The organism is Paenibacillus sp. J31P316 (assembly GCF_056269105.1).
This window is the reverse complement of the sequence record NZ_JBWDNI010000005.1, coordinates 123,714-144,404: the sequence shown is the minus strand read 5'-3', so window position 1 is coordinate 144,404 and position 20,691 is coordinate 123,714. Positions and strand designations below refer to the sequence as shown.

Annotated in this window: 17 protein-coding genes and 1 riboswitch; of the genes, 10 read left to right on the top strand and 7 right to left on the bottom strand. The window is 56.9% G+C overall.

Translation table 11 applies throughout. The features are described 5' to 3' along the window. Nucleotides 1-179 precede the first annotated feature (179 nt). The 5 genes from AC0YNU_RS18205 to pyrE form a co-directional block, all read right to left on the bottom strand. Nucleotides 180-2,936, bottom strand: coding sequence for a carbohydrate-binding protein (locus AC0YNU_RS18205; RefSeq protein WP_475759130.1), 2,757 nt, complete (start codon nt 2,934-2,936; stop codon nt 180-182). Nucleotides 2,937-3,182: 246 nt separating this feature from the next. Further along, a complete protein-coding gene (fabZ, locus tag AC0YNU_RS18200) occupies nt 3,183-3,611 on the bottom strand; it encodes a 3-hydroxyacyl-ACP dehydratase FabZ (RefSeq protein WP_475759128.1) in 429 nt (142 codons plus the stop codon). Between the two features lie 17 nt (nt 3,612-3,628). Continuing rightward, complete coding sequence (locus AC0YNU_RS18195) at nt 3,629-4,099, bottom strand: NUDIX domain-containing protein (protein ID WP_475759126.1); 471 nt, start codon at nt 4,097-4,099, stop codon at nt 3,629-3,631. Nucleotides 4,100-4,131: 32 nt separating this feature from the next. Further along, complete coding sequence (locus AC0YNU_RS18190) at nt 4,132-4,557, bottom strand: NUDIX hydrolase (RefSeq protein WP_475759124.1); 426 nt, start codon at nt 4,555-4,557, stop codon at nt 4,132-4,134. A gap of 48 nt (nt 4,558-4,605) precedes the next feature. Next, nucleotides 4,606-5,121, bottom strand: coding sequence for an orotate phosphoribosyltransferase (gene pyrE, locus AC0YNU_RS18185; protein WP_475759122.1), 516 nt, complete (start codon nt 5,119-5,121; stop codon nt 4,606-4,608). 336 nt (nt 5,122-5,457) lie between these two features. Here pyrE and AC0YNU_RS18180 point away from each other — a divergent pair, with 336 nt between their 5' ends. After that, nucleotides 5,458-7,608: a PrsW family glutamic-type intramembrane protease gene (locus AC0YNU_RS18180; protein ID WP_475759120.1), complete on the top strand. Its 2,151-nt coding sequence runs from the start codon at nt 5,458-5,460 to the stop codon at nt 7,606-7,608. A gap of 2 nt (nt 7,609-7,610) precedes the next feature. Beyond that, a complete protein-coding gene (locus tag AC0YNU_RS18175; protein ID WP_475759118.1) occupies nt 7,611-7,940 on the top strand; it encodes a hypothetical protein in 330 nt (109 codons plus the stop codon). Between the two features lie 466 nt (nt 7,941-8,406). Here the strand turns inward: AC0YNU_RS18175 and AC0YNU_RS18170 are convergent, their stop codons facing one another. Together AC0YNU_RS18170 and AC0YNU_RS18165 are read right to left on the bottom strand one after the other, a co-directional pair. Next, on the bottom strand, nt 8,407-9,114 hold the full coding sequence (locus tag AC0YNU_RS18170) for an IMP cyclohydrolase (RefSeq protein ID WP_475759116.1): 708 nt from the start codon (nt 9,112-9,114) through the stop codon (nt 8,407-8,409). Nucleotides 9,115-9,165: 51 nt separating this feature from the next. Further along, a riboswitch (ZMP/ZTP riboswitch) is annotated at nt 9,166-9,242 on the bottom strand. A gap of 122 nt (nt 9,243-9,364) precedes the next feature. Further along, nucleotides 9,365-9,802 (bottom strand): GNAT family N-acetyltransferase, encoded by a 438-nt coding sequence (locus AC0YNU_RS18165; protein ID WP_475759114.1) that lies wholly within the window; start codon nt 9,800-9,802, stop codon nt 9,365-9,367. 340 nt (nt 9,803-10,142) lie between these two features. On the opposite strand from AC0YNU_RS18165, the gene AC0YNU_RS18160 reads away from it, so the two are divergent. The 8 genes from AC0YNU_RS18160 to AC0YNU_RS18125 are packed head-to-tail and all read left to right on the top strand — an operon-like array spanning nt 10,143 to nt 20,630. Further along, complete coding sequence (locus tag AC0YNU_RS18160; RefSeq protein WP_475759112.1) at nt 10,143-10,688, top strand: OsmC family protein; 546 nt, start codon at nt 10,143-10,145, stop codon at nt 10,686-10,688. A gap of 55 nt (nt 10,689-10,743) precedes the next feature. Next, nucleotides 10,744-11,967, top strand: coding sequence for an MFS transporter (locus tag AC0YNU_RS18155; protein WP_475759110.1), 1,224 nt, complete (start codon nt 10,744-10,746; stop codon nt 11,965-11,967). 53 nt (nt 11,968-12,020) lie between these two features. Next, nucleotides 12,021-13,406, top strand: a complete 1,386-nt coding sequence (locus AC0YNU_RS18150) for an LLM class flavin-dependent oxidoreductase (RefSeq protein ID WP_475759107.1) — start codon at nt 12,021-12,023, stop codon at nt 13,404-13,406. Between the two features lie 47 nt (nt 13,407-13,453). Further along, nucleotides 13,454-14,842 (top strand): LLM class flavin-dependent oxidoreductase, encoded by a 1,389-nt coding sequence (locus AC0YNU_RS18145; RefSeq protein WP_475759105.1) that lies wholly within the window; start codon nt 13,454-13,456, stop codon nt 14,840-14,842. Beyond that, on the top strand, nt 14,820-16,505 hold the full coding sequence (locus AC0YNU_RS18140) for an ABC transporter substrate-binding protein (protein WP_475759103.1): 1,686 nt from the start codon (nt 14,820-14,822) through the stop codon (nt 16,503-16,505). The genes AC0YNU_RS18145 and AC0YNU_RS18140 overlap by 23 nt, the downstream gene beginning before the upstream one ends. Nucleotides 16,506-16,517: 12 nt before the next feature. Continuing rightward, nucleotides 16,518-17,447 carry an ABC transporter permease gene (locus tag AC0YNU_RS18135; RefSeq protein WP_475759101.1) on the top strand — a complete coding sequence of 310 codons (930 nt, stop codon included), beginning with the start codon at nt 16,518-16,520 and terminating at the stop codon, nt 17,445-17,447. A 15-nt stretch (nt 17,448-17,462) separates the two neighbouring features. Further along, nucleotides 17,463-18,356: an ABC transporter permease gene (locus AC0YNU_RS18130; protein ID WP_475759099.1), complete on the top strand. Its 894-nt coding sequence runs from the start codon at nt 17,463-17,465 to the stop codon at nt 18,354-18,356. Between the two features lie 12 nt (nt 18,357-18,368). Next, a complete protein-coding gene (locus tag AC0YNU_RS18125; RefSeq protein ID WP_475759097.1) occupies nt 18,369-20,630 on the top strand; it encodes an ABC transporter ATP-binding protein in 2,262 nt (753 codons plus the stop codon). The last annotated feature ends 61 nt before the right edge of the window (nt 20,631-20,691 follow it).

Genomic DNA, 20,691 nt, shown 5'->3' with positions numbered 1-20,691 from the left:
GCGCGGTCGGAGGCGAGACCGCTTACAGTCCGTTTGTCTATGCCTATCTTAGCATCCGGATTCGGGGCGATATACCACACAATTCACTGAAAAGTAACGGGATTTGAAGGATGTCGAACGCGGATTCCGCATTAAAAAAAGAGCAAGGGAACCGGCTCGCGGTCCCTTGCTCCCTCATCTCAGTTCGTCACGGTTATATAGTCCAGATTCACGACGCCGGTATCGCCGCTGTCGAACTTTAGTGCGATCGTATTGCTTCCGGCGTTCAAACTCAAGCTTTCGATTTTGTCCGCCCACGTGTCCCAGTTCGCCAGGATCGGCAGACTCGTCTGCCTGATTTTCGTCCCGTTCACGTAGATGCTGAGCGTTCGCGCCGTCGATTGGGCGTTCGCGTAGCGGAACGTGACGTCCTTGCTGCCCGCGGTCGCGGCATTGACCGTAAAGGTAATGGCGTCGCCGGCTCCCCAATAGTTAGCCGCGAAGGCCGAACCGGAATACCCCGTGTGGTTCGTGGCCGTCGCGATATTGCCCGAGAACGCCGCGCTTTCGGCCTCGTATTTCACCGGTGCGGGGGAAGAGGCGCCGCTGAATTCGAACCAGTCGAAGTTGCCGTTGCCGGATGAGCCGGCCGGAAACACGATGAAGACGTCATGCGTGCCGCTCGCTCCGGTCAAGCTTGCCGTTCCCGTCGCGAACGTGCCCCAACTGCCCGTATTGATCGTCGCGAGCGTACCGACGAGGGTTCCCGCCGTGCTGTCCAAGCGGATTTGGGCGCTGCCGGTGCCCGTGTTCCCGCGGGAGTACCTGGCGGTGAATGTCGTATAGCCGCTGCCCAGGTTAACGCCGTTATAGCGGACGTAGTCGCCTCCGTCGGTGCTCTCCACGGTTGCTCCCGCGTTCGTGATGCCGCTCATGGCATTATAGCTCTCGGCTTCGATATGGATCGGACTTGTTCCGCCGCTCGTAGGCGCCGCGTAACCTGCAGTCCAATCGGTTCCGCCGTATTCGTAAGCGCCGATATCCGGCGCGCTGCCGGCGTAGCCGTCCGTCACGCCCGATATGGATGCCCCGGTATCCTTGGCCGGAGATCCGCTCTGCAGGCGGAAGGCAAGGCTGCCTGATCCGGACCCGGCGAACAAAGGATCCGTCGTTCGATAGAGCGAGTTCGTGCCAGAAGGCGTGTACTCGATATAGGTATAGTGGAACACGTTGCGGAAAATATTGTTTTTCATGACGTCGAAGGTCGTCGGAGATGCCGAGTTCTCGTTCTTGTACGATGTGTAGCCGCCGAGCGTGGCGAACGTATTATTGTAGATTTCGTGCGAGAAGGTTCGTTCGGCCGTGTGCTGCACGTAGAGGTCGCCGACGCCGGGCCCGCTGCTTGCGAAATAGACGACGTTATGGTCGATTCGGGACGGGCCAGCGTTCTGATCGAAATAAATGCCCGTTTGCAAACCATAGCCGTTCACGGGAGCCTTCAGGTCATGAATCCAGTTATGATGAATGTGAAGGCCGGTCGTATCGGCGTTTCGCGCGGAATAGATCGCGCCCAAGTCGATATTGTTCATGCCGAAGTCGTACAAATTGTTGTATGCGATCGTAACGTTCTTGCTGTTCAGCAAATCCACGCTCGACCGGCCGGTCCGGTAAATCGTGTTGTTCGTAATCGTCTGCTCATCCGTGCCGTTGACCGGCGAGATCCCGCTCGTATACGAGCCCTCATAGTCAATGTCGTGGATGATATTGTTATTCGCGGTCGAATTCGGTCCAAGGTAGACGCCGTGCCCCGAGCTGAAAGAAATTTCGCTGTCTTCAATTCTGCTGTTCGCGCCCATGAGGCGGATGCCGGTGGAGCCGGCCGCGGCGTCAATTTGGCCTGTATGGGTGTAAATGACGTCGGAATCTGTCAGCGTCACGCTGTGATTGATGTACTTCGCATTCAATTCATCCAGCGTAATGTTCGTGCTGGACGTATTCGTGTTGATCGTCGCCGCGAACAGCTTCAGCTTGCGAATCGTGATATAGGATTTGCCGCTCAGCTCGAACGCATAATTTCGCTTCTTCACTTCGACGTTCGCCGGACTGCCGCCGGCGGGGGCCCAAAGGTACAACTGGGAGCCGTCATAGAAGAACTCCTTTGCCGAGTCCAGAGCACCGAGCTTGCCGGTCAAGTAATAATACTTCCGGAAGTCCGTGCCGATGAGGTCGCCGGACAACGTGACCGTCGAGCCGGATTGCGCGGTAATGGACCGGGTCTGGGAGATGAACCAGCCGTTCACCCAAATCGTGCCGCCCGTCCAGCCGCCGGAGATGCTCGGAATGCCCGAATCGTTCAGCGTCTGCGCGCCCGAAGTCGACCAGGTGCCGAGCGTGCCGTTCCGATAGTCGTTGCGGTTCAGCAAGTCGTTCGAGTCGGGAAGGTTCGGCCAGCGGGCCTCGATCATCATTTGCCCGTTCACGAACACCTGGTTGGCCATGAGCGTCGTATTGTTCGTCATGTTGGCGTTAAAGCCGTTCGTCATGGAGATCGTTTTCTTATAAATGCTGCCGCTGTGCACCGACCAGCCTCCGTCGGCGGTATCCGCCCCGCTCACCGTAACGACGGCGTCCCCGTCCGGCTCGTACACGATCGGATTGCCGGCCGTTCCGGAGTTAGTCGGGGTAATCGTCTCGCGGTAAGTGCCGCTGCGAATCTTGACAGTGTCCCCAGCCGTCGCCACGGTCGAGGCCTTCTGAATCGTCGCGAACGGCTGCGACGAAGAGCCGGGATTGCCGTCCGACGCGCCGGACCCGCCGACGTAATACACTGCGCCGGCTGCCGATGCGGTGCGCACCGAAGAATTCGGTACGAACGCGGCGGACAGGGTACCGATCAAGAGCGCGAGCATCGTGAACCAAAGAAGGTGTCTGTCTGTTCTTGCGTGAATGAACTTCATAGTTAAATCCCTCCTTAAAATTGGACAACGGCTGAACAGGGAGAAAAGAGTGGTCACCTGCCTTTTCTGGAATGTATGCGCATACATTGTGCGCTCGTCTTCATACTAGCACCCTGAATTTGGCGGCTAATACCCTAGTATCCGCGGAATAGTAACGCAATTTGAGGGAGTTGCACTCGGAAGACGCAAAAATGACAGCCGGTATACCGGCTGTCATTCATTCAAGAACTTTATTTTTCTTCAAACTTACATCGAGCTGAACGCAAACATGATCTCGGCCTCGCAAACCAATTCGCCGTTGACGGTGGCGACGCCTCGTCCCTTGACGATCTGCCCTTTGGCGCGCGTGACGTCGAATGCAAGCAGGAGCCGGTCGCCCGGTTTGACTTGTCGTTCGAACCGGCAGCCGTCAATGCCGGTCAGCAGCCCGATTCGCGGATGGTCGCTCGCGGCGCCGGACATTGCGATTCCGCCGACCTGTGCCAATGCCTCTACAAGGAGGACGCCGGGCATAACGGGATCGTCAGGGAAATGACCGGGAAAATAAGGTTCGTTTAACGTCACGTTCTTCATGCCAACCGCGCGCTTTCCTTCATGAAGCTCTACGATACGGTCGACCAGCAGAAAGGGGTAGCGATGCGGGATTAGCGATTTGATGGCTTCACTGTCGAGCATGGGCGGCCTCCTTGCATTCAACGATACTCGATTAACTTTCGATCAATTTCCGCGATTGCCCCGATATCGGAAGCACCGTCCCAGAAAATAATGTCTTCTGCTTCGTCGTTCTCGATGAAGTCAACGACATGGTCCAGCTTGCAAGAATATAACGCCCCGTACTCCGTTCGCTTAGGGCCGTGATAACTGGGCTGGAGATCAAATTTCATCACCCCTTTAAACGTCACGTCATCGGCAGTCTGGTTGGTTTCTTCGAATAGTTCCCGTATCGCGCATGCTCTGGGCGTTTCCCCGTGTTCGATAACGCCTCCTGGTAATTCCCATGTCTTGCGCCATTTATTGAGCATGAGAAGATAGTTGCCTTGATAGGAGACCACGATTAAGGCATGCGTTAACGGCGCGTCTAACACGATCGTATCCAGTTCTTGCTCTTGAATGGGGTAAAACGCCAAAAATCGATTTCCTTTCGCGTCCGTAACAATGGCCATTGTCGTTTCGCCTCTAATCCTTAAGGAATATGTTAACGCCGGGGATGAACCTCGAACAGATGCGTACTCATCTTCACTTGCTCCATCATATGCCCGATGTTGCCTTCGCCCGCGAACAAGGCCATATCGAAGAAATCTTGATTCAAATCCGACCAATAGAGTTCGTTCTCGTCGCCCGATACCGCGATATCCTCCGTCAATTGGCCGAAATAAACCTCCACGTAACAACGTTGCAGATAGTACTTAAAATCCATCAGGTGATGCAGCTTGATCTGTTCGCTGGATATGCTGGTCTCTTCAAAAAGCTCTCTGTAAGCAGCTTCCATGCCCGTTTCGCCAAGCTCGATTTTGCCGCCGACCAGATTGCTTAATCCGAGATAGGGGTCCTTTAGTCGTTTGCACATGAGCAAGCGGTCCATGTCTTTATTGAAAATCATCAGCACGTTATATCCTTGCATGTGGACCTCCTTGCTATTGAGATAGTCGCCATTCGCGTGCTGCAGCCTCTAGAGGAGTTCTTCCATTCTAAATAAAGAGTAGAAATGCAAACCGTCTTTCTCCAGGTTCGTTCTTCCTTGCGGTTCACGTTCGATGACGCATAGGACGCTGACGACATCGGCACCGGCATTGCGCAGATCGGCCGCGCTCGATAGAATTTGCCCGCCGGTGGTGACGACATCCTCGATGATGCAGACCTTTTTCCCTCTCACATCGATACCCTCGGCAAGCTTGCAGGTGCCGTATTCCTTGGCCTTCTTCCGCACGAATGCAGCGGGTATGCCGGACTGCAGGGATAATGCCGTTGCGACCGGAATGCCGCCCATCTCGAGGCCTGCCAGCACTTCCGTACCGGGAGGAATTAATGGCAGCAACTGCGCTGCGATTTCGCGTAATAAGGCGGGATTGGACTCGAACAGGTATTTATCGAAATAGTCATTGGATACTTTCCCGGATCGCAACGTGAAGCTCCCCGTCAAATGCGCGGTTTCATAGATTTGCTTCGCCAACCATTCTCTTTCCACGACGTCACCAGCCTTACAAATTTTCTTTATTTTACCACAGCGGGATTCGGTGGAAGTAGACAAATTAATAGGTTGGCAGACGGGATGACCATGCATTCCAATAGGCTGTGGCTCCTCGGTTAACACGCTTAGATCGTCTAAAGTAATTGGTGCATCCGAGGGTTGCAATGCTGCGATTTAGTACGAAGGCCGCATAAACCAAGCCATTACGAGCGTATGGGAATAAAGTCCAGTTTTTTGCGATCTATGCCATTCCGTGATTCAATGAGACGGATTATCGAGTATGATTTGGGAAGAGAACGTGCCGGCTTTCATGGAGAGGCTAGGTAAGGAGGGATGAATACGGAACCGATCTGGCGGATCCGAAGCGGGCTCAGAGACTCCGCGGAAGCGATTTACCGTTTCGCGCAAGCCATACCGAAGCGTTATCCGCGGCTCAAAACCGTTTATGCGATCTGGTGCTGGCTTTCGCTGCTGCTGTTCATCGTTGGCTTGTTCCTGTATCGTGATTCGCGAACCATGCTGGTGCAGTATCTGTGGTCGTTCTACGTGATGCTGCAGTTCTGGCTGTTATGCCGGAGCAAAACCTTCACTTGGAAGCAGACCGCCATGTTCATGCTGCTCGGCATTGTGCTCGTAATTCCGATTACGGCATGGACGCTGATGGCGGCGCATGGCTTGTTCGGCGGCCGGACGTCGGACACCTGGTCGACAGCGGTCGTTACGCCTATCGCGGAGGAGGTTTGGAAGCTGCTTCCCCTCGGTCTGTTTCTATTCTTCTCGCGCCGGGCATCGTCGATGAGCCTGGGCGACTATACGCTGGCAGGAGCGGCCTCGGGCGTCGGATTTCAGCTCATGGAGGAGCTGAGCCGCAGATGGTTGAACTCCGGGATCCTCGGCCGAACGTACGGCTACAGCACGACGATGCTGGGAGGAGAGACGATCCATTGGGATTTCTGGACGCTGTTTCCCGGGCGGTTCGAGGAAAGCTTCTTCCCGACGCTCATGACCGTCAGTCATCCCGTGCATACGGCGATGATCGCGCTGGGCATTGGGATGGCCGTGCGCTATCGCAAGCGTCTGATGAATGCGGTCTATGTCCTGCCTGCGCTGCTGCTTGCCTGGGCAATACTAGATCATGCCGCTTACAATGGACAGAATACGCTGCCAGACTGGGTCATGACGATTCATGACTGGACCGGGAGCGGTTATCAGACGAAGGATGCTTTCTTGCTGATGCTCGTCTTGGGGCTGGTGCTGGATTACGTCGCGCTCAATAGGATTCGAAATCGACTCCCCCGCATGAAAGGCGAACAGTACATAGATCCGCTGACCGAGCTGCGGCATATGGCGGCAGCGTTCTTCGGTCGGAGGGAGAGCTTCGCCAGCGTGATGACCTGGACGCGGGAACGCCGGGAAATGGGATTTTCCTTGCTTTACGGCAATGCCGAGGCGATCTCCGTCCAAGAAAATCTGCGGAGCCGGATGCAGCTGCATTACCGGATCGCCGCAGGCTTGACCGCGCTCTTGATCGTAGCGGGAATGCTAGCGGGCATCGCGGCGTATTGGCAGGCGCATGTGCAGCCGGACGCCTCCGCCTGCTTCGCCTGCATGTTCGATTCGCTGCAAAATTGGTGGGATCGCCTCAGCTTCTCGGAGAAAGGCGCCATCATTCTGGGGGCGTTCGCCCTCGCCCTGCTGTTCGTCAGCTTCTGGCCGGCGCTCGGCTTCGCGCTGACCGTGGCGAGCATCCCGGGCAGCGGCCACGAGATCGCGCAGGATATTCGGGATCCGAAGCGGCTGCTTACGCCGGAGAATGCCGCCTCGGCATTGATCGCGCTCGCGCTCAGCCGCGTGCCGTTCGGCCGTCTGGCCAAGAAGGGCGGGGGACGGTTCAAGGACTGGCTGGAGAAGCTGCTCAAACGCCGAACCAAGCCCAAGCCGGACATTCCCCGCAAACCGGACGTTCCCAATAAGCCGGACGCGGATGGGCCTGGCAAGAAAACGGAACCCGATGATCGCGAGCAAGCCAAGCCGAAAGACTCGGATGATTACGTGCACTGGAGCAAGGCGAAGTATAGAGGCGTTGAGCTGCACGATAGTCGGGGCGGTGCCATTGGCGAATTCGACGGCATAGACGTCGAGAACGGGATATTCTATGAAGCCAAGTCTGCGGAGGGGCTCAATAAAATCCATCCGAAGACCGGCAAGCCGCAGCAGACGCCGCAGCAGTTTACGGATAAACAGCTTTATCAGAAGACGCGGACGCGTATTAACAACCTGATGGAAAAGGCAGTCGGAACGCGCAGAACGCCGGACGGCACTTCCGATATTCCGACCTTGGATGAAATCAAGGGGATCCGCAACTTCCAGTTCCAGCTTGACGGCGACTCGCCGGAGCTGCGCGCCGCGGCGGAGAACAGCCTGAACAAGCTGCGCCAGGATTTTCCGGATTACACATTCTCGATTAGATTTGGAGTGAAGTAAAGATGTCGATCAGCGCCATTATCATCGATCCCGAAGATGAATTCGAACGCTCGTTCATGCTGCCTGTAGCGACCGAGGAGTTTTATACGAAGTACTGGGGGCCGGCAGCAGAGGAGCTGGGTCTGCAGTGGACCTCCTTGTTCCAAGGTGGCACGGATGTGGAGCGCGAGGATGTACCCGCGATTGTGGGGGAAATCTCTTTGCTGAAAGACTGGGCAGCCGCTAAGATGAGCGGCGACGCGCTGGAGCATATGCTGAACAGATTGCAGCAGCTGGAGACAGAGCTGCCGGCTGCGTTTCGGCGCGGAGGCGCGGTTGTCTATATCGGGTAAGGAGCGGCAGCTCGTCGAGTGGAACTGTAAGTGTGCAAGGAATTCCATGTACGTTCAAACGGTGACCGCTCAGCGCAATTTATGGCTGCGTGGAGCTTGAAAAGCTGCTGTTGGGCAGCTTTTCGGGTCTCGCCAGCGAATAAAATGGAAAAAATGTGCGATTCTGCAGCTTTTTAGCGCATTTTGTCCGTTTGAAGCCTGAAAGCTGCTGTACAGCAGCTTTTCGCCTCTTATTAACGTGAAAATGAAGAAAAAGCTGCCAATCAGCATCTTTTCGGTGCATTTGGTCCGTATAGAGCTTGGAAAGCTGCGATATCGCAGTTTTTCAGTTCAAGTAACCAAATCCAATTGAAGGAAGAATTCAAGCGGATGCTTCCTCAATAGCCTGACAGTCCAATTCGCCGAGTTGGACTGTTTTGTGCTGTTTTTTATGTGTCTCTGACGGGTTTATTAAAGCCTGCCGAGTTTAATCGGCATGATGCTTGTTGCGAAATTCAAAGCCAATCTCTTGATCACGAACGCGGACGAACTTGACCAGCAACGATATTTTATTATCGGGATGGAGCTGTTCCCAATAGAAGTCTGCCGTTTCACGAAGGGAATCGAATATTGGCACTTCGAGCGGCTCACCTTCGAACGGTTTAAGCACTCCGTTCTGCTCTGTTCGGTACGTGTGAATGCAATGACCGATCCCGTTCTTGAACGCCGCATAGGAGTAAACATTCCGCACGCAGACCGAAGGATCGTTATTGTGCGTTTTTAATATCGACAGGTTGTACTGTTGAAGGCGCGTATCCATCACGGCCGATATTCGCGGCGTAAAGTGCGGCGCGTCAGGTTCAAACTCGCGAAGCATTAACGATTGCTCGAAGGACCGGTTATGCTGCAAGCCCTCATAGATCGTCTCTGTCTGATCGCCGTTCGAGACGATGTGCATGTCACCCCAGTGCCGGATCGGATTATAAATGATCAGGGACGGATCTTCCAACAGAGCTGGATCGAATGCAGTGTTCCTTACGCGGGTACCTTCGAGTTCGAAGACACGGTTGCGGCTGTTCGGACTTCTCCCCATAATCCAATACACCTGAACGTAATGCGATCCGGACGGGGTCATGCCTACGATTAGCGTTCTTCCGGGATAAGGATTGTCGAACAAGTGCTGAACGGTTTCCATCCTTCATGCGCCTCCCCATATAAACATAAAGAGGCAAGGGGAAATTCCCCTTACCTCTGCCCAGGCGTACGGCTCCAGCTTATATGCTCCCTCATGGATCTCCATGTTCGCCAGTCACATATAAGTTTTTAATTACTTCCAATAGTAGCAAGGGGTAGGGAGTTCTATCAAGTCCTAATCGCGGCAAACTCCCCAGTACAGCCCCAATTTATTGCAGATCGTACGAAGTTGCATATAGCATGCAACGATTTCACAAGATGGCTTTAATAAAGCCAGTGCCCTTGGCCGTAAAGCCGAGCCGTTGATAGAAGAGGTGAGCGTCTTCCCGCTCTGCGCGATTGCCGCTATTGAGTGACATGGAGCCGGCACCTTGGTTCTTCGCCCAATTCTCAGCCGCTGCAATCAACAATCTTCCAATACCTTGACCTCTAAATGCATGGTGTACCACCAGGGCAATGATACGTACATGCTGGCCGGATTTTTCGTACATATAGGTTTTTTGCAGACCAACCAAGCCGACGGCTTCGCCATTCGTTTCGGCAATCAAGGTGCAATAGCTGGGATCGGACGAAATCGTTTTGAAGCGTTCGTTCATCTCCTCATAGCTTGTGGGGTAGCCTAATTCGCTCATCAAGATCATGACCTCTCCAACGTCCTCCATGGTGCAGGCTCTTATCACGACATCCATCGCAAATCCTCATTTCTACCGTCCATTGGCTTTTTTAAATCCTGGTAGATAGATTCTTGCTCAGGCGGAAATTCCCTTTATTACCCAACCCACGAGGCACAAGCTTAACGTCTTCATTCCCTACGCCTGCGGCTTTCTTGACAGCGTTTTCGCCGTGCGCTTCCAGCTCCTTCATCAGAATCTTGAATATTCCAATTGGTTTTTTCTATTATACATCCCCCTGCGTATCATCTATATTATTGATAACCTACTTTCCGCATAGGAATTATAAATAATAAATAAGGGGATCTGTGAATCGATAGAACCGCACTTATTCCTCGGAGAAAGGTGGAAGAAAGGTATGGGAGCATTAAACGAGTATTTACGGCAAAAGCGCATCGCGCTGTTTGCCCGCAGGGAGAAGGCGGAATCGCAACCCGAACAGGCGAGCGCGAAGCTTCGAGCCAAAGCAAGGGTGCTGGGACGCAGCGGCGTCCGCGAGATCCGCATCCGGGAATTTCAGGTCATCAGCGACAGCCCGCCGGATTTCGCCGGTTACGATCTCGGTCCTTCGTCGCCGGAGCTGCAGCTTGGCGTGCTCGGCAGCTGTTTGACGCATATCGCCTTGATTCAAGCTGCCGAACTTCAGGTTTCCCTTCACGCCATCGATGTGGAGGTGGAAGGCGAGATGCATCCGCTTGCCGGCCGTCCCGGCTACGAGGAAATCCCCGTCTATCCCCATAACCTGCGCTACAAGCTGGTGATCGAATCCGATGAATCCGAGGAAACGCTGAAGGCGCTGCATGAAGCGATCGAACGGGTCTGTCCGATTTTCAACCTGCTTCGCCAGCCTCAGAACATTGAAGGACAGCTGGTCATCCATCGCCCCGAGGCATCCAATGCGTAATGTATCGACGAACGGCAACGGACGACATCCTGCTTATGAACGGGGGATGTGAACGTTGCCCGACTGGAAGCGCAACTTGTATATCCTATGGCTCGGATTGTTCCTAAACTTCGTGGCCTACACGCTGTCCGTCCCGTTCTTCCCGCTGTTCCTGCAGCAGGAGCTGGGCGTTCAAAGCGGGCTGGAAGCCTGGTCCGGCGTGTCGATCGCGATCAGTTTTCTGATCAGCGGCATATGCGCGCCCTTCTGGGGATCGCTCGGCGACAAGTACGGCAGCAAACTGATGCTGGTCCGTTCCGGCATCGGGCTCGGGATCGCGCATTTGGCCAACTATTTCGTCCATGATCCGTATACGTTCATTCTCGTGCGGGTCTTTCAGGGGCTCATGGCCGGCTTCGGTCCCACGTCCATGGCGCTGGTCGGCACGAATACGCCGGAGAAGCATGTCGGTTACGCGCTAGGCGTGATTTCCACCTCGACCGCGGCGGGAGGGATTATCGGACCGCTGGCCGGCGGGGTATTGAGCCACTGGGTCGGGCTGCGAGGCTGCTTCATCGCGTCGGGCGTCATTACGCTCTTCTCCGCCATGATCGTCCTGGGGGTGAAAGAAGTTCACGAGCGCCGCACGGCGAAGCGTCCGAGCGTATGGCAAGACATGAAAAGGGCGGCGGCCAATTCCAGCCTGCTGCGTGCTTACGGACTGATTCTGCTCGTGTCGACGTCGGTCATGATCCTCGATCCATTGTTAACGATCTATGTCGTTCAAATCGGCGGCAGCGCCGATAACGCTACGCTCAGCTCAGGCATCGTATTTTCGGCGGTCGGCGTGGCGACGGTCATTATGGGACCGCGCTGGGGACGGATCGGAGAACGGGTCGGCTACGGCAAGACGCTGTTCATCGGCCTCATCGGCGGCGGAATCGGGAATTTGCTGCAGGTGGTCGTTCAAAACCTGTTTGGCTTCGGTATCTTGCGCTTCGGCTACGGCTTGTTCTTCGCCGCCGTATATCCGGCATTGAACGCGCTGATCATCCAATACGCGGGCGCCGATTTTCGGGGCAGGGCCGTCAGTCTTAGCCAATCGGCCAGTCAATTCGGCATCGTATTGGGACCGCTGATCGGCGGCTTTCTTGGCGGGTGGATCGGCATTCCGTATGTTTTTCTCCTAACGGGTCTTGCGCTATTGGGAGCCGCTTGGGGAGTCCGGGCCATTCGGTTAGGCAAGAGAAGCGACCGGGAGGCGGTTCAAACCGCGGAGCTTCACTCTTCGTCGCCTTAAATCCGATCAAACACATACGAATAATTAGTTTATGGATAGGAGGCCAACCAACCATGTCACAGCGACAATTGAAATTGGGTGCCAATTTAAATGGCGTCGGCAACAGCATTTCCTTCTGGCGGCATCCCGACGTGCCGATCAACGCGAGCGTAAGCCTTGCATTCTACAAGGAGCAAGCGCGCATAGCGGAAAAGGGGAAATTCGATCTGCTGTTTATCGCGGACGGCTTGTTCATTAACGAGAAGTCCAATCCGCATTTTCTGAATCGATTCGAGCCGTTGACGCTGCTCTCCGCTCTGGCAGCCTCAACCGAGCATATCGGGCTCGTCGCGACGTTGTCCACTTCCTACAGCGAGCCGTTCACGACGGCGCGGCAGTTCGCTTCGATCGATCACTTAAGCGGAGGAAGAGCAGGGTGGAACGTCGTCACCTCGCCGCTCGAAGGGTCCTCGCTCAATTTCGGCAAAGGCGCGCATCCGAATCACGCGCTGCGCTACGAAATCGCGGAAGAGCATTTGGAGGTCGTCAAAGGGCTGTGGGATTCCTGGGAGGATGACGCGTTCGTCGGGGATAAAGCGGCAGGCGTCTTCTTCGAACCGGCCAAGATGCACGCATTGAACCACAAAGGCACCCATTTCTCCGTGCAAGGGCCGCTCAATGTAGCGCGATCCAAACAAGGCTATCCGGTCGTGTTCCAAGCCGGTTCCTCGGAATCGGGCAAGGAGCTTGCAGCCAAATCGGCGGATGCGATCTATTCGGCGCACGAAACGTTCGAAGAAGCGCGGGCGTTCTACGCGGACGTGAAGTCAAGGGCGAAGGCGTACGGAAGAGCGCCCGAAGAGATCTTGATCTTCCCGGGCATCGGTCCCATCGTCGGCCGAACCGAAGAAGAAGCGGAGCGCAAATACCGGGAAATCGTGGAATTGGTGTCGATCGAACAGGCGTTGAATTATTTGGGCCGCTATTTCGAGCACTTCGACTTTTCCCTGTTCCCGCTCGACGAACCTTTTCCCGATATCGGCGATCTGGGCAGCAACAGCTTCCGCAGCGGGACGGACAAAATCAAGCAGGAGGCCAAGGAGCAAGGCCTCACGCTTCGTCAAGTAGCCTTGCGGGCATCCACTCCGCGCTCCCCGTTTATCGGCACGCCGGAGAAGGTGGCCGACCTCATTCAGCAATGGTTCGAAGGGGGCGCAGCGGACGGGTTCAACGTTCGCACGGTCGTGCCGAACGGTTTGGCCGATTTCGTCGATCTGGTCGTGCCGATCTTGCAGGAACGGGGCTTGTACCGGACGGAATACGAAAGCGATACGCTTCGCGGCAATTTGGGACTGCAGATTCCGACCAATCGCTATGCGCCGAGAGCTGAACCGGCTGCAAGCATCGAAGACAGCGCGAGAGTCGGAGCAACTGCCGGAGCAACTGCCGATCATGAATAGAAACCTGCGGTACAACCAATAAAGACGAGTTGAACAGGAGGCCAACCGTGGCACAACGACAATTAAAACTGGGCGCGGAATTGAGCGGCGTCGGCAATAGCATCTCGTTCTGGCGTCACCCGGATGTGCCGATCAACGCGAGCGTCAGCCTTAAATTCTATCAAGAACAGGCGCGCATAGCGGAAGAAGGGAAATTCGACCTGCTGTTTATCGCGGACGGCTTGTTCATTAACGAGAAATCGAATCCCCATTTCCTGAACCGATTCGAGCCGTTGACGCTGCTCTCCGCTCTGGCAGCCTCAACCGAACATATCGGGCTCGTCGCGACGTTGTCTACTTCCTACAGCGAACCGTTCACGGCGGCGAGACAGTTCGCTTCGGTCGATCACTTAAGCGGCGGGAGAACAGGTTGGAACGTCGTCACCTCGCCGCTGGAAGGCTCCGCGCTGAACTTCGGCAAAGGCGAGCATCCGAACCATGCGCTTCGCTACGAAATCGCCGAAGAGCATCTGAACGTCGTCAAAGGGCTATGGGATTCCTGGGAGGACGATGCTTTCGTCGGGGATAAAGCAGCAGGCGTCTTCTTCGATCCGTCCAAGCTGCACACGTTGAACCACAAAGGTACGCATTTCTCCGTGCAGGGCCCCCTCAACGTGGCGCGATCCAAGCAAGGCTATCCGGTCGTGTTTCAAGCCGGTTCCTCGGAGCCCGGCAAGGAGCTGGCGGCCAAGTCGGCGGATGCAATCTATACGGTGCATGGATCGTTCGAAGAAGCGCGGGCATTTTACGCAGACGTGAAGACTAGAGCAGCTGCGTATGGAAGGAAGCCTGAGGAGCTCTTGATCTTCCCGGGCATAAGTCCGATCGTTGGCAGAACGGAAGAGGAAGCCGAGCGCAAATACCAGGAGCATGCGGAATTGGTATCGATTGAGCAAGCGTTGAACTACTTGGGCCGCTATTTCGACCATTTCGACTTTTCTCGGTTCCCGCTTGACGAGCCGTTTCCCGATATCGGCGATATCGGCAGCAACAGCTTCCGCAGCACGACGGACAAAATCAAACAAGAGGCCAAAGCAAACGGACTCACGCTGCGCCAAGCAGCGCTGCGGGCATCAGCGCCGCGCTCCCCGTTCTTCGGCACGGCGGAGAAGGTGGCCGATCTGATTCAGCAATGGTTTGAAGGGGGCGCGGCGGACGGGTTCAATGTTCATACGGGCGTTCCGAATGGCTTGGCCGATTTCGTGGAACTGGTCGTGCCGATCTTGCAGGAGCGAGGCTTGTACCGGACGGAATACGAAAGCGATACGCTTCGCGGCAATTTGGGACTGCAGGTCCCGACCAATCGATATACGGCAAGAGCCGAAGAAACGGCATGCGTTCAAAATCAGGTATCCAATCAGGAGGAATTACGATATGAGAAGAGGGTTAGCAGTTAAATTCAGCGTGTTGCTGGTCATCGCGGCCATGGTTTTATCGGCCTGCGATTCCGGGGCGAAGAACAACGGGGGCTCGGCTAACGCCGCCGGGGAAGCGAACGGCGCGACCAAGGCGGATGCCGCAGGCAATAAGAATAGCGATGTGAAAGCCTCTGACGGCGGCAATCTGACCTATGCGCTGGCCACTTCGCCGGACTCGCTCGATCCGGCCCGCAGCGGCCTGGCCGTATCCGTGCGGGTATTCCGCACCATCTATGACAGCCTCGTCGTGCAATTGCCCGACAACACGATCAAGCCATGGCTGGCTACGGAATGGACGATTTCGCCGGACGGCAAAAGCTATACGTTCAAGCTCCGCCAGGATGTCAAATTCCAAGACGGCACGCCTTTCAACGCGGAAGCGGTCAAATACAGCTTCGACCGCATTCTCGACCCGGCGACCAAGGCGGCCAACGCTTCGGCGCTGCTGCGGCCTTATCAATCGTCCGAGGTCATTGACGACTATACGGTCAAGCTGAATCTCGAGACGCCATCCGTCGCGTTCCTCGGCAATCTCAGCCAAGCGATGCTCGGTATCGTATCGCCGACGGCGGCGAAGCAATACGGCGACCAATTCGGCAAGAACCCGGTCGGCACCGGCCCGTTCTCCTTCGTGAAGTGGGAAGACAACACGGACATCCAGGTCAAGCGCAATCCGGATTATGCGTGGGCGCCGGAGCTGGTCGAGAACAAAGGGGCCGCGCATCTGGACACCATCGATTTCAAAATCATTCCGGAAGAAGCGACGCGCATCGGCAGCGTCCAAAGCGGTCAAGTGAACGCCATCGAAACGGTGCCGCCGCAGAACGCCGTGTCGCTCAAGAGCGACAGCAAGCTCCAGGTGCTTCAAGTCAACACGGCCGGCCTGCCGTATACCTTGTTCTTCAATCGGGAGCATGCGCCATGGGATGAGCTCAAGGCAAGGCAGGCGGTACAGTATGCCGTGGATATCGATTCCATCGTCAAGAGCCTGTACCTCGGCACCTATCAACGCGCTTGGTCGCCTATCGCGCCAACGACGTTCGGCTACGACCCTGCGCTGGAGAACGGCATCAAGCCCGACCTCGACAAAGCCAACCAGCTCTTAGATGAACTGGGCTGGACCAAAGGGGCGGACGGCATTCGCGAGAAAGACGGCAAGAAGCTTACGCTGCACTACGTCGACGGCTCGCCGAACCGGGAGAAACGCAATGACATCGCCGCCATTATTCAGCAGCAGTTGAAGAAGGTCGGCATCGAAGTCGAGGTGGAGATCACCAAGGACATCGCGACCGTCGTGTATACGAACCAAGCTTACGATCTGTACGGCAACAGCCAAGTCAATTCGGATCCGGCAGCGCTCAACTCGTTCTATCACACGACGGCTCCGGGAGCCCGTCCGTCGCTCAGCAAGCTTGCCGATCCGGAGCTCGACAAGCTGCTGGAGCAAGGCGTCGTCGAGGCGGATGAAGCCAAGCGCAAAGAAATTTACGTGAAGGTGCAGCATGCGATTATCGACAATGCCGCGATCCTTCCGATCTACGTGTTCCCTTATACGGTAGCGGCCACGAAAGACTTGTCCGGCCTGAAATTCGATTCCCTGGGGTACCCGCTGTTTAACGACGCTTCGCTCGCGCAGAAATAAGGAGGTCGGAGAATGGCCAGAATCATAGCGGTTCGATTGCTCAGCTCCGTGGGCGTCGTGGCCGGCTCGTCTATCTTGGTGTTCTGTATTCTGTACGTGCTGCCCGGCGACGTGGTGATGAACATGATCGACCCGAGCGCGATGAGTCCGGAGGCGATCGCCAACCTCCGCCACCAGCTTGGCGTCGATCAGCCCTTCTACGAACAGCTGCTGAACTATTTTAATGCAATGCTGCAAGGCGACTTTGGACATTCGCTCGTGAATTCGGAGCCTGTCCTGCCGAAAATCCTGGCTCATTTTCCGGCTACGCTGGAGCTGGCTGGCGCGGCTTCGGCCATTGCCATTATCATCGGCGTCGTGCTCGGCGTGCTGTCGGCTATTCACCGGAACGGACCGATTGATATTCTTGCCAGAATCATCGGCCTGTTCGGCATCTCGATGCCGACCTTCTGGTCGGGCATCCTGATGATTCTCATCTTCTCCGTCTCGCTCGGCTGGCTGCCCGCGATGGGCTCCGACGGATGGAAAACGCTGGTGCTGCCTGCGCTTACGCTCGGTCTGCTCGGCGCGGGGTTCATCGTGCGCATGGTGCGCAACTCGATGCTCGAGGTGCTGGGCGAGCCGTTCATCACGACGCTGCGCGCCAAAGGATTGCTGGAGCGGTCCGTCATGTACCGTCATGCGCTGCGCAATGCGCTTATCCCGGCGGTTACGATGATGGGAATACTCGTCGGCGAGATGCTGGCGGGCACGGTCGTCATCGAAACGGTGTTCTCGCGGCAGGGCATCGGACGCATCATCTCCGATGCGATCATGTCGAAGGATTTGCCGGTCGTGCAGGGCGTTGTTTTGTTCACGGCCATCGTCTACGTCGCGATTAACGCCTTGGTCGACATCTCGTATTCGTATATCGATCCGCGGGTTAGGCGGCTGCAGCATTAAGAGGGGGAATGAAAGATGAGGGAAGCTGCATCGGTTAAACCGGTATGGCGAACGAAAGCGGCCTCCTCGGCCCTTCGGCGCTCGATTCCGAGGGTGCCCGTATCGCGGCTGATGGTGTACGCCGCGGGTCTGGTCGTCTTGTTTCTGATCGTATGCGCGCTCGTGCCGCAGTGGATCGCGCCTTATTCGCCGACGGATATGCAGGCGGATCGGATACTGCAGCCGCCCGGCGCCGCCCATTTGTTCGGAACCGATTATTTCGGACGCGACATCTTCAGCGTCGTGGTGCACGGAACCCGGGAATCGTTGTTCATCGGCTTCGCTTCGGTCATCGTCGGCGGCTTGGCCGGCACGTTGATCGGCGCGCTGGCCGGCTATTTCGGCGGATGGGTGGAAGGCGTGCTGATGCGCATCATCGACGTGTTCATGACGATTCCGGGCGTCCTGCTGGCGCTCGCGGTCGCCGCGGTGCTTGGTCCGGGTCTATGGAACTTGATATTGGCGGTTGCGCTGGCTTCGATTCCGAACTACGCCAGAATCATGCGCGGGCAAATTCTCAGCGTCAAGAACCGGCCGTTCATTCTGGCGTCCCGTTCCATCGGCGCTTCGGAGCTGCCGATCTTCTTCAAGCATGTGCTGCCCAATTCGTTGTCGCCGCTGCTCGTTATGGCCTGCATCGGCGTCGGCACTTCGATTCTCACCGGCTCCGGACTTAGCTTTCTCGGGCTTGGCGTAATCAAGGAAATTCCGGATTGGGGCGCGCTGCTGTCTCAGGGGAGAGGTTACTTGACGGTCGCTTGGTGGATCTGCACGTTTCCCGGCCTTGCCATTACGCTGTTCGTCTTGTCCGTCAACGTGATCGGCGACGAGCTGCGCGATACGCTCGATCCGAGGAAACGTCGTGTTTAGGAGGGGAAGCATGTGAGTCAATTGCTGGACATAGAGCGCGTAAGCGTGGAATTCGCGGGTGGACGGGGCGTGCTGCAGGCGATCAGCGACGTGAGCTTCTCGATCAAAGCCGGCGAGACCGTATGCCTGGTCGGCGAGTCGGGGAGCGGGAAGACGGTCACCTCCAAAGCCGTCATGCGTCTAATTGACGACGAGAACGGCACGATCAGCGCGGGCAAAATTCATCTCGACGGCGTCGATATCGCCGCGCTTCCGAAGCAGGCGCTCCGGTCGCTGCGCGGGAAGAAGATGGCGATGGTCTTCCAGGAGCCGATGTCGGCGTTCGACCCGGTGTTTACGATCGGCCGGCAGATCGTCGAAACCATTCGGCGGCACGACCGGAACAAGACGCCGAACGACGCTAAGCAGCGGGCGGTGGAGCTGCTGCGGCGCGTCGGCATCCCCGAGCCCGAGCTGCGGATGAAGCAGTACCCGAACGAGTTATCGGGCGGCATGCTGCAGCGGGCGATGATCGCCATGGCCTTAAGCTGCCAGCCCGAGCTGCTCATTGCCGACGAACCGACGACGGCGCTCGATGTCACGATACAGGCGCAGATTCTGCAACTGCTGCAGGAATTGAAGAACGAGTTCAACATGGCCATATTGCTCATCACGCATGACTTAGGGGTCGCGGCTGCAATCGCCGATCGCATCGTGGTCATGTACGCCGGGCAGGTGGTCGAGCAGGCCGCTGCCGCGGAATTGTTCGCCGAGCCCCATCATCCGTACACGATGGGCTTGCTGCGATCGATCACGACGATGGACAGCGACCGCTCGCAGAAGCTCTTTACGATTCCGGGGTCGATTCCGAGCCTTGCCGACTTGCCGGCCGGCTGCCGTTTCCATCCCCGCTGTTCGTTCGCGACGGAGCAATGCAAGAGCGAAGCGCCGCCGCTGCTCGATCGGGCAGGCCGGCAGGCCGCTTGCTGGCACGTGGAGCAGCTTGCCGCCGATCCGAGCGATCGGCCGCCGGCGCCGGCGGTCGAGGATGTTTTCCGCGCGGAATGGTCCGGGGAAACGCCTCCTGCGTTGGCTTCGCCGGCGGAGCTGCCTGCGGAATCGGCAGTCGCTTCAGCCAAGGTGACAACTGCTGCATCGATAGCGGCTGCGACCACGGCTGCGGCCACAGCTACAGGATCGATAGCGGCTGCGGTCACGGCTGGGGAAGCTGGCTTGTCCGAAGCGCCGGACTCTGCGCTCGTGACGTCTCACGAAGACGCCTTATTCGAGCTCCGGCATGTGACGAAGCATTATCCGTTTGACCGTTCGATCTTCTCCTGGTCGAAGAAGGCGGTTCAAGCCGTCGACGACGTATCGTTCGCGATTCGCAAGGGCGAGACGTTCGGGCTGGTAGGCGAGTCGGGCAGCGGCAAATCGACGCTCGGCCGGGTACTGCTGCAGCTCGAGAAGCCGACTTCCGGGTCCGTCGTGTTCGAAGGTCAGGACTTAGGGGCGCTGTCCTCGGCCCGCTTGCGGGAGGAACGGAAGCATATGCAGATGATCTTCCAGGATCCGTACGGTTCCGTTGACCCAAGGTGGAAGGTCGGCGATATTATCGGCGAACCGTTCGCCGTCCACGGTGGACTGAGCGCCGCCGAGAAGCGGGAGTCCGTACAGGAGCTGCTGCAGCTCGTCGGCTTGAGCTCGTCCGCTTACGATCGCTATCCCCATGAATTCTCGGGCGGGCAGCGGCAGCGGATCGGCATTGCGAGAGCGATCGCGCTCCGTCCGAAGTTTCTGCTGGCGGACGAGGCGGTATCGGCGCTCGACGTCTCGGTTCAGGCGCAGATCGTCAATCTGCTTCAGGATCTCCGGCAGCGGCTGAATTTGACCTCCATGTTCATCGGTCACGGGCTGAATATCGTGCGGTACGTCTCGGATCGGATCGGCGTCATGTATTTGGGCAAATTGGTTGAAATCGCGCCGAGCGAGGAGCTGTTCAGGCGGCCGGCCCACCATTATACGAGAGCGCTCATCGCCTCGATTCCGGTCCCTGTTCCGGATCGGCACCGCGAATTGGCCGCCCTTCAGGGAGAGATACCGTCGCCGGCCAATCCGCCGTCCGGCTGCCGTTTCCGCACCCGATGCCCGGCTGCGACCGCCAGATGCGCGGTGGAACAGCCCGAAATGCGCGCGATCGACCGCGACCATTTCGTTGCCTGCCACGACCCGTTGGATAGGGAACTGAGCATACAGGCCGGCCGGCGACCTGTTTCCGTGGATTGGCGGATCTAAAGGATTACTGTTCTGTTCCGGACGTTCAACGTCCCTGGACCGGGCGAGCTTCAATTACGAA

Excerpts from the sequence above, each read along its gene's own strand:
- AC0YNU_RS18180 (WP_475759120.1), top strand. The coding sequence starts at position 5,458 with ATGAATACGGAACCGATCTGGCGGATCCGAAGCGGGCTCAGAGACTCC.
- fabZ (WP_475759128.1), bottom strand. The coding sequence starts at position 3,611 with ATGCTCGACAGTGAAGCCATCAAATCGCTAATCCCGCATCGCTACCCC.
- AC0YNU_RS18150 (WP_475759107.1), top strand. The coding sequence starts at position 12,021 with ATGTCACAGCGACAATTGAAATTGGGTGCCAATTTAAATGGCGTCGGC.
- AC0YNU_RS18170 (WP_475759116.1), bottom strand. The coding sequence starts at position 9,114 with ATGGAAACCGTTCAGCACTTGTTCGACAATCCTTATCCCGGAAGAACG.
- AC0YNU_RS18195 (WP_475759126.1), bottom strand. The coding sequence starts at position 4,099 with ATGGCCATTGTTACGGACGCGAAAGGAAATCGATTTTTGGCGTTTTAC.
- AC0YNU_RS18165 (WP_475759114.1), bottom strand. The coding sequence starts at position 9,802 with ATGGATGTCGTGATAAGAGCCTGCACCATGGAGGACGTTGGAGAGGTC.
- AC0YNU_RS18135 (WP_475759101.1), top strand. The coding sequence starts at position 16,518 with ATGGCCAGAATCATAGCGGTTCGATTGCTCAGCTCCGTGGGCGTCGTG.
- AC0YNU_RS18160 (WP_475759112.1), top strand. The coding sequence starts at position 10,143 with ATGGGAGCATTAAACGAGTATTTACGGCAAAAGCGCATCGCGCTGTTT.
- AC0YNU_RS18175 (WP_475759118.1), top strand. The coding sequence starts at position 7,611 with ATGTCGATCAGCGCCATTATCATCGATCCCGAAGATGAATTCGAACGC.
- AC0YNU_RS18140 (WP_475759103.1), top strand. The coding sequence starts at position 14,820 with ATGAGAAGAGGGTTAGCAGTTAAATTCAGCGTGTTGCTGGTCATCGCG.
- AC0YNU_RS18205 (WP_475759130.1), bottom strand. The coding sequence starts at position 2,936 with ATGAAGTTCATTCACGCAAGAACAGACAGACACCTTCTTTGGTTCACG.
- AC0YNU_RS18130 (WP_475759099.1), top strand. The coding sequence starts at position 17,463 with ATGAGGGAAGCTGCATCGGTTAAACCGGTATGGCGAACGAAAGCGGCC.
- AC0YNU_RS18190 (WP_475759124.1), bottom strand. The coding sequence starts at position 4,557 with ATGCAAGGATATAACGTGCTGATGATTTTCAATAAAGACATGGACCGC.